This window comes from Furfurilactobacillus rossiae DSM 15814 (genome assembly GCF_000428925.1).
Taxonomy (GTDB): Bacteria; Bacillota; Bacilli; order Lactobacillales; family Lactobacillaceae; genus Furfurilactobacillus; species Furfurilactobacillus rossiae.
Genome location: NZ_AUAW01000025.1, coordinates 21445 through 30448 on the forward strand (window position 1 = coordinate 21445; position 9004 = coordinate 30448).

Genomic DNA, 9004 nt, shown 5'->3' on the forward strand with positions numbered 1-9004 from the left:
TCTATTTTGGGGAGCCTCTTAATTAAAGTGGCTTCCCTTTCTGTTAAGAAGGTATCTAAATGAAAAACGATGATAAAGAACATCAGAAATTTGGTTTGGCAGAAAGTATTGTAACGCTGTTAATCATGTTTTCAATTCTGGGCACATTGATTATTAAGTATCAATTGGCACCACAAATTCCAATTTTACTTGTCTTTACGCTGTTGATGTTTTACGGACATCTAAGGGGATTTTCGTGGGATGAAATTTTCGATGGGATTACAAAAGGCATAACGCCCGGGTTGATTCCAATTATTATTTTCTTGATGATTGGTCTCTTAGTGTCGACATGGCTTTCCTCAGGCACAATCGCAACGATTATGGTAGTTGGATTTAAAATTTTATCGGTCCGCTTATTTTTACCGACAGTATTTTTGATTTGCGGATTGATTGGAATCACTGTTGGCAGTGCCTTTACGACAATTTCCACAATGGGGATTGCATTTATGGGAATTGGGCACGTCTTAGGTTTTCCCTCTGCCTTAATTGCAGGCGCGATTGTTTCAGGCGCTTTTTTGGGAAATAACATGTCGCCACTTTCTGATACGTCGAATTTAACAACTGGAATTGCAAAAGTAGACTTATACGAACACTTGAAAACAATGGCACAAACGGTATTGCCATCCGCACTGATTGCGTTGGTTATCTATGTATTTATGGGTAACACGACGCACACTGCTAACTTACAGTCGGTGAGGCATATTAGTTTAGTCCTGACAAAAGCCTTTCCAGTTTCCGTCTGGTCATTGTTACCAATTCTTGTGTTACTGATTCTAGCTTGGCGCAAAGTGCCAGCAGTTCCAACGTTACTTAGTGGCGCCATCACAGCAATTATTTTGAATGTGGTACGTGGTTCAAACGCATCTGTACAGAAAATTGGCACGATGTTGATGAACGGATTCCATGCTTCTACAGGATCTAAAGTTGTCGATAAGCTGATGAGTGGCGGTGGAATTACGAATATGCTAGGCTCAATTTCACTTATTATTTGTGCTTTATCATTGGGCGGATTGTTAATTGAGTTCGGTGTGGTACACGTATTGATTGATAGTGTAAAGAATTTTGTGAATACACCTGGAAAATTAATCTTAATTACTGCTCTAAGCGGTATTGGCATTAACTTTGCGGTTGGTGAACAATATTTATCCATTATCTTGCCTGGAACAACTTTTGAAGGTGCGTTTGATCGCCTACATTTAGAAAGAAAGTATCTATCGCGAACGCTAGCAACGGCAGGGGCAGATATTAATGCACTTGTTCCGTGGGGTGTGAGTGGCATCTTTATTTCAGGCACTTTAAATGTCGACTCATTGAGGTACATCCCGTTTGCATTCTATCCGTATTTAAATCCCTTAATGACAATTATTCTTGGTTTCACGTTTGTCACATGGAAGTATCACGCTGCCCAGGCTAAACGTGCAGGAGGACAGTAATGAACAGCGCTGACTTACATGATCGCGTTCGATTGGAAATTGAGACAGGTGTTAAAGAACTCCTGTCAAAAATGCATCTAGAAGAAAATGATCTTTTTGTTGTCGGATGTAGTACGAGCGAGATTCAAGGTATCCGTTTGGGACAAGACCCTAATCAAGAAATTGGAAACTGGGTCATTTCGGCATTACTCGATGTGCTCATTCCGAGAGGTATCAATCTAGCCGTGCAAGGCGGCGAAGAGATTAATCGTGCTTTACTTGTTGAACGTTCCGTCGCAAAGCAACGACAATATGAAATTGTATCTGTCATACCATCACTTCAGGCTGGCGGTGCCGCTCAAACTGCCGCGTATGACCTTTTTAAAGATCCGGTAGAAGTGGAACACATCACTGCGGAAGCTGGAATGGACATTGGTGATACTGCAATTGGCATGCACGTTAAGTTTGTTCAGATACCTTTTAGAACTTCTATTCAGACTATTGGTCAAGCACATACAACTTATTTGGGAAGTAGACCGAAATTTATTGGCGGTGAGCGCGCAATTTACCACAAACGTACACGTGATTTGCCACCCGACATTATTCCAATGAAGCGTAATTAAAGCAATGGAGTAGAGGAGAAATGATAATGACAGTACCCCAGGTATTAACAATTGCGGGATCAGACTGTGATGGCAGTGCCGGTGCACAGGCAGATTTACTGACCTTCTTTCATCAGCAAACTTATGGTCTATCGATTATGACATCTTGTGTAGCGGGTAATTCTGTTGGCATTCAAGACAGCACTGACTTACCACATGATTTTATTGTGAATGAATTTGAATCTATCTTTTCTGATTTTCATGTTGCGGGAGCTAAGACCGGGATGCTATCTTCCCCTGATGTGATTGAGGTTACACGTTATTATTTAGAAAGATATCAGGTCAAAAATTTTGTTTTAGATCCTGTTATTATGACTAAGCACGGGGCCCAGCTAATAGGAGATAAGGCTGTAAGTGCAATAATCCGTAAACTGATTCCTATTAGTCTCTGCATCACACCAAACTTTTATGAAGCGCAAGTGCTTTCAGGAATGACGATAAAAAGTGAGCAAGATTACTATAGTGCGGCGTTAACCATTCAATCTGAAGGTGCTAAAAACGTCTTAATAAAGGGTAGTCATGATGATGTTGACGATAAAGGTCAAATTACGGATTATTTACTGAGCGAGGATGGGCAATTGAAGCAGTATAAAAAAGCACTACGCCCAACAACGCATATTAATGGTACTGGAGATACATTGTCTGCCTGCATCGTAGCTGAGATTGCGAAAGGATCTCCGGTTGCCACTGCCGTTCAAACGGCTGAAGATTATCTTTTAAACGCAGTTACTTGGGATTTGAATATTGGCTCAAAGTTTGGACCGATTAATCATTGGGGTATCAATATTAGCTGAAATGTTTTGGGGAGTGAACCATTTGTGTTCACTCTTTTTTCTTTACCCAATCCATACTCAACCTTTACAATCCTCTTCCCGAATCATTACATCCGTTTGCTAACCTTATCTCTGTAAGGCAGAGAAAGAGAGGAGCAATTAGATGAAACTAGGTAAACGTTTGGGTGTAGCGGCGGTGACGCTGAGCTTATTGGGAGTGGTACTGGCAGGATGCTCGTCGAATAATGCGGCGGCCGCGACGTCGGATAAGTGGTCGACGGTGGTGAAGACGGCCAAGAAGGAAGGCACCGTGAAGTCGGTAGGGATGCCGGATACGTGGGCCAACTGGATTGGTTCATGGAACGACATTAAGGCGAAGTACGGTGTCTCACATAAGGATACGGACATGTCGAGTGCGCAGGAGTTACAGAACTTTAAGAATGTGCAGGGCAAGAAGGCCTCTGACATCGGTGATATTGGCATCAACGTAGGGCCGACTGCTACGAAGAAGAATCTGCTGATGCCGTATAGGAGTCAGTACTGGAACAAGATTCCAACGTGGGCGAAGGACAAGAAGGGTTACTGGGCTGCTGGCTATACTGGCACGATTGCGTTTATTACGGACACTAAGAACGTGAAGGCTGCTGACGCGCCGAAATCGTGGGCTGACCTAACGAAGGGCAATTACAAAGTCTCTGTCGGGGATGTGGCTACGGAAGCGCAGGCGCAGTATGCCGTATTGGCCGCCGCTCATGCTAAGGGTGGTAGCGAAACGAACGTTAAACCCGGCATCGACTTCTTTGCTGATTTACATAAGAAAGACCGCTTATCAACGGTCGATACATCAATTGATAACTTTAAAAAAGGTGAGCAACAAGTTGCTGTCGTTTGGGATTTCAACGCGTTGAACTATCGCAAACTGATTGGCGGCGACAAAGACCGTTTTAAGATCAGCATTCCCACAGATGGCACAGTCACGAGTGGTTACGCGGAAGTCCTGAACAAGAAGGCGGCACATCCAGCGGCGGCCAAACTAGCGCGGAGTTTCATCCTGTCTGACCAGGGACAAATCAACTTGGCGAAAGGGTTTGCTCGACCAATTCGTTCAGATGTCAAACTGCCTGACAGCGTAAAGAGTCAACTGTTGCCAGATAGTGACTACAAGAACGTTTATCACGTGAAGAACAACGACAAGTGGAACACGACCACGGTCAAACTTGCGCAGATGTGGCAGTCAGACGTCATGGGCAAGAAGTAGGTCGCTGCATGAAAACAAAAACGAAGATTTTCTCACCATTTCTGATTCTGATGGGTGTCACGATACTGTTGCCGATGATGGCGATGCTAATGACCAGCTTTCATTTGGATGGCGACGGTCAGTTTACGCTCGCCAATTACACGACCATTTTCACACAGGCATATTATCGACAGGCCATCTTTAATAGTCTTGGAATTTCTGTTGTAGCCGCTTTGATTGGCTTGATTATCGCTGTCCTAGGAGCGTGGGCGATTACACGTTTGTCCGCGAAAGCTCAAGCGGCGGCGTTGACGCTATTTAACATAGCGACGAGCTTTGCTGGGATTCCGCTAGCCTTTTCACTGATCATCTTGTTTGGGAACGACGGCGTTCTGAACGCGGTCATGGCAGGCCTTGGCTCAGCAGTCCACAGCCCCAGTATTTACTCGCTTGGTGGGCTAATCCTCGCCTACGTGTTCTTTGAAGTCCCTCTGGGCATCCTGTTCCTGTATCCGCCGTTTCGTGAAATCAGCCGCGACTGGCAGGAAGCATCACTGATGTTGGGCGCGAGTCGTCGCTTTTATCTAACCCACATTGTGTTACCAATCGTGTTACCAAACTTAATTGAAACTTTCATTATTCTGTTTGCAAACGCCATGGGGACGTATGAAACGATGTATGCCTTGACTGGCAACAACATTGCAACGATTCCGATCATTATTGGATCGCTAATCAACGGTTCATTGAACGCGAATATTCCGTTAGCGAGTGCGCTATCGACGGTGTTTGTGCTGTCGATTGTCGTTTTAGTGACAATTGGGAACTGGTTAACTAAACGTAAACGAACGTTACAAACTGTGGCAGTGGCAACAAAAAGGCCTGCTCGCAACCGTCATCGTTTGCTGGGCGGCTATCCTATATTGATGAGGGGGATGAAGAGCAAATGACGACAGAACGAAAGTGGTCAGTCGGCATCCTCACCATGATTGCCGGACTGTTATTACTACCCATTTTGGCCACGCTGGTTTATTCGTTTGCGACAAACTGGGTAAAGACGATTTTGCCGGCGTCGTGGACACTGAAGTGGTACGGCCAGTTGGTGACCAACAGTGACTTCATGACGGCGACGATTAATTCACTGATTGTTGGTGCTGCCGCGGTGGTTGTGGCGATGGTCATTTTTCTACCGGTCATCTTTTACATCAACGTTTTTGATGAGCGGCTGAAGGCAAAGGTGCGCTATCTGATGGTCATGCCTTACGCGGTACCGGGAATCGTGCTCGTGACCGGATTAGTCCAAATTTACGGCAACTTGCCGATCCCTAAGTTGATCTTTCTGATTTTAATTATCACCGCGCTCAGCTTTCCGGCGTTTTACCAGAGTCTGGATAACGTCTTCATGAGTCGCGACTTTCGGGGGATGTTTGAGCAAGCACGAATGCTGGGCGAGCGACCAGTGAGTGCATTTGTTCACGTGATTCTACCAAACATCAAAACGGGTGTCTTCGTGGCGATGTTGCTGACGTTTACGACGGGTTTTAGTGAATATGTAATTACAAACATCTTTTTAAACGGTGATTACGAAACGTTCAAAATTTATATGTATCGATTGATGAAGGCCAACGGCAACGCCAACAGCGTCCTGACAGTTTGCTACTTTGGGCTACTGATCCTGGTCGCTATCATATTGATGAAACTCTCCGGCAAAGACGTAAAGGCAGGGAAGTAAGATGGACGATTTACTGACGGTTGAACAATTAAACATCGGCTTTAATCAAACACAGGTGATCAAGGATATGAGTTTTGGCGTCAAGAAGGGGCAATTGACTTCGTTTCTTGGTCCCAGCGGCAGTGGCAAAACAACGGTATTACGTGCCATTGCCGGATTGAACAAACACATTAAGGGACACATTCGGCTGGCGGGTCACGACATTACCAGTTTGCCGCCTAACCAGCGTAACATCGGCATGATCTTCCAGTCTTATGCGCTGTTTCCAAACTTAACGGTTGCAGACAATGTGGCATATGGACTGCGCGTTCAGCGCCGTCCGAAAGCTGAAATCATTAAACGTGTCGATCATATGTTGGAATTGACCGACATGATGACAAAGAAAGATGCCTACCCAGATGAATTGTCTGGTGGTCAAAAGCAACGGGTGGCCCTCGCGCGGTCGATGGTGCTAGAACCACAACTGTTATTGCTGGATGAACCATTGAGTGCGCTGGATGCCAAAATTCGGGTTGAACTGCGCAATCAAATTCGCCGCTTTCAACAGGAACTGGGCATCACCATGATTTTTGTCACGCATGATCAAGCAGAAGCCATGGCGATTTCCGATGATATTTTGATCATGAACGATGGCAAGATTCAGCAACAGGGCAGTGCTACCGATATTTATGAACGGCCACGGAATATGTTCATTGCGAAGTTTATTGGCAATAACAACATTCTTGATGGCACCACGCTACGTAGCCTTGGCTGTGTCGTCAATGAACAACGGCAGCATGTGATCCGACCAGAGCTATTTACGTTTGATAACGGGCAACCAAGCGGTGCAACACAAGATAATCGTCACTCAGCGAATGCGGAGGTGATCTCAATTCCAGGTGTGGTCGAGTCAGCGTCACTGCTGGGTGACCGGCTCGAATTTACGTTTGCGACAATGAGTGGGCCACGGTTGAAAGTGAAACAGTTGAATACATGTGAACACCCAGAGGTCGGGTCACATGTGAACGTGTTGCTGCGGCGGGATGCGGTAACGCCGCTAGTGGAGGCGTAATGTTAAGTGCAGAAGAGTTAGGTCGCATAGACCGGCAAACGTGGAACGGGCACACGCATACAGAGTTTTGCCCGCACGGATCTGGCGAGCGAGTGGAAGATTATCTTGAAGCGGCGATTGCGGCGGGTTTTAAGACGTATTCAATTACGGAGCATTTTCCGATGCCGCCAAAGTTTGCTGAAGAAACCCGTGGTTCACGCCACGCCATCTACACGGCAGCGATGGCTGAACGGGAGTTAGATGCCTATCTCGAAAAGATGACGTTGATTAAAACCCGCTACGCTGGCCGGATTCGCGTATTAGTCGGTTTCGAAATTGATTATTTTGAACGTTACCGGGACTGGACGGCGTTGATGTTAGCTAAGTATGGGCAACGAATTGATGATGCCATTCTGTCCGTGCATTTCTTACCGGCTGCTGCTGGTTTGCGGGCAGTGGATGATAGTGAACTGGACTTTCGCGATGGTGTCCTGGCTGAGTACGGCCGTCCGGTCGAGGTCGCTAATGCCTACCTAAGTGCAATGATCAACGCGATTCGCTGGGAGACGCCCAATAAGCCGCACCGATATGGCCACATCACGCTGTATCGTAAATGGCTGCAGCAATTTCCCACCGACACAGTGTGGTCAGATGACACAACTAGTCAATTAGTTAACCAGTTACTAGATTTGGTGGCCAAACGAGGCGACATGCTGGACTGCAATATGTCCGGTTTGCTGCGGTCAACACAGCAAGAACCGTCACCGACGTTTGCAATTATTGATGCAGCCTTGAAACGCGGTATCCCGATGGTGTACGGGTCAGATACGCATAGCGTAGCCGATGTCGCGCAAGGCTACCAAACGTATGTTGATAAGCAACTCTTTCAGTAGTGGGGTAAAAGGATGAAACTAACGGTTGCGCCACACGAGGCGTTTCGAATTTGTCAGCTGACGGATCTTCATTTCGGCAGTGTGCCGCTGAATCCAGCTGACCAGCGAACCATCAATGCATTGAAGCATTTCTTCACTCATCACACGTATGACCTGATTATTGTGACGGGCGATTTAATCTGGGAAAATGACACACCGCAGGATAGTCTAAACTTGTTCTACGAAGTGCTGAATGAAACGGGCGCGCCTGTCGCGGTGACCTATGGCAATCACGATACAGAAGGCTCGTTGACGCGGGCGGAAATTCGTAGTTTTGAATCTGCCCTACAGTTGCCAGCGCCTAAAGAAAATGTCTACACAACGGTTAACCGAGAAAATTACACACTGGACATTTATGCTGGTACCGTGATGCGAAACCGGTTGTTCGTTTGGGACAGCGGTGATTACCTCAACTGGGAGTTGGGTAAAGGCTATGCACCACTGGAATTTGAACAGATTGACTGGTATTTAAAGCTCAGTCAGGCGGACAAACGGACGGCGCGAACGGATCTCGGGTTTCTGCACATACCACTACCAGAGTATGTCGATGCAGCTGACTTTATTTTGGAAGGCAGCATGGGCGAACAAATTTGCCCATCAGAATACAACTCTGGTTTGTTTTACGAGATGATGCGGCAACACGATATTAAAGGTCTGTTTGCCGGCCACGACCACAATAATAACTTCCGCAGTCGACTAGGTGATATCGAGCTCGATTATGGTAATGTAACGGGGTATAACGCGTATGGTGTTACCAAACGTGGGGTTCGAGAGATTGAGCTGTATGAGGATCATTTTGAGACGCGGGTTGTGACGTTTGGATAAAGTCTAAAAGATTTTCTAGAAAAGATAACGAGTTTGGGACAAAACTCTTGAATAAAAAATAAGGTTCGAAATCGTTTTTTGATTTCGAACCTTATTTTCGTACTATTATGTAGGCACAGAGACAATGCTCTACTCATCCAACAGCGACTAAACAATTAGAAAGCGAGGTTATCTCCATGTACAAGAATTATAACAATAATCAAACCAGTTTGGCAGTGAATTTAGATTTTACGCCTAGTGAAAATCATGTGGTCACGGTGTTAAGCCGATTCGTAGACTCTATTCCTTTAAAAGACGTCATGAACGCAACTGCCGCCACTGGGCGGCCAGCCTATGATCCACGGTTAATGATGAAGATTCTATTG

Annotated in this window: 9 protein-coding genes and 1 pseudogene; all 10 read left to right on the forward strand. The window is 45.9% G+C overall.

The window, feature by feature from the left end:
- Positions 1-59 precede the first annotated feature (59 nt).
- On the forward strand, positions 60-1472 hold the full coding sequence (nhaC, locus tag G400_RS15290) for a Na+/H+ antiporter NhaC (RefSeq protein ID WP_017260605.1): 1413 nt from the start codon (positions 60-62) through the stop codon (positions 1470-1472).
- Positions 1472-2074, forward strand: coding sequence for a TIGR01440 family protein (locus tag G400_RS0111845; protein ID WP_017260604.1), 603 nt, complete (start codon positions 1472-1474; stop codon positions 2072-2074). Before nhaC ends, G400_RS0111845 begins: the two co-directional genes overlap by 1 nt.
- Before the next feature lie 26 nt (positions 2075-2100).
- The gene (gene thiD / locus G400_RS0111850) at positions 2101-2907 is read left to right on the forward strand and encodes a bifunctional hydroxymethylpyrimidine kinase/phosphomethylpyrimidine kinase (protein WP_017260603.1); all 807 of its coding nucleotides are present in this window, start codon (positions 2101-2103) and stop codon (positions 2905-2907) included.
- 142 nt (positions 2908-3049) lie between these two features.
- The gene (locus tag G400_RS0111855) at positions 3050-4144 is read left to right on the forward strand and encodes an ABC transporter substrate-binding protein (protein WP_017260602.1); all 1095 of its coding nucleotides are present in this window, start codon (positions 3050-3052) and stop codon (positions 4142-4144) included.
- An 8-nt stretch (positions 4145-4152) separates the two neighbouring features.
- The gene (locus G400_RS0111860; RefSeq protein ID WP_017260601.1) at positions 4153-5070 is read left to right on the forward strand and encodes an ABC transporter permease; all 918 of its coding nucleotides are present in this window, start codon (positions 4153-4155) and stop codon (positions 5068-5070) included.
- Positions 5067-5852, forward strand: a complete 786-nt coding sequence (locus tag G400_RS0111865; protein ID WP_017260600.1) for an ABC transporter permease — start codon at positions 5067-5069, stop codon at positions 5850-5852. Before G400_RS0111860 ends, G400_RS0111865 begins: the two co-directional genes overlap by 4 nt.
- Before the next feature lies 1 nt (position 5853).
- Positions 5854-6903 carry an ABC transporter ATP-binding protein gene (locus G400_RS0111870; RefSeq protein ID WP_017260599.1) on the forward strand — a complete coding sequence of 350 codons (1050 nt, stop codon included), beginning with the start codon at positions 5854-5856 and terminating at the stop codon, positions 6901-6903.
- A complete protein-coding gene (hisJ, locus tag G400_RS0111875; RefSeq protein ID WP_017260598.1) occupies positions 6903-7775 on the forward strand; it encodes a histidinol-phosphatase HisJ in 873 nt (290 codons plus the stop codon). The genes G400_RS0111870 and hisJ overlap by 1 nt, the downstream gene beginning before the upstream one ends.
- A 12-nt stretch (positions 7776-7787) precedes the next feature.
- Entirely contained in the window at positions 7788-8639 is an 852-nt protein-coding gene (locus tag G400_RS0111880) for a metallophosphoesterase (protein WP_017260597.1), read from the forward strand.
- A gap of 176 nt (positions 8640-8815) precedes the next feature.
- Positions 8816-9004: pseudogene (locus G400_RS0111885) on the forward strand (IS5/IS1182 family transposase); the annotation flags it as partial.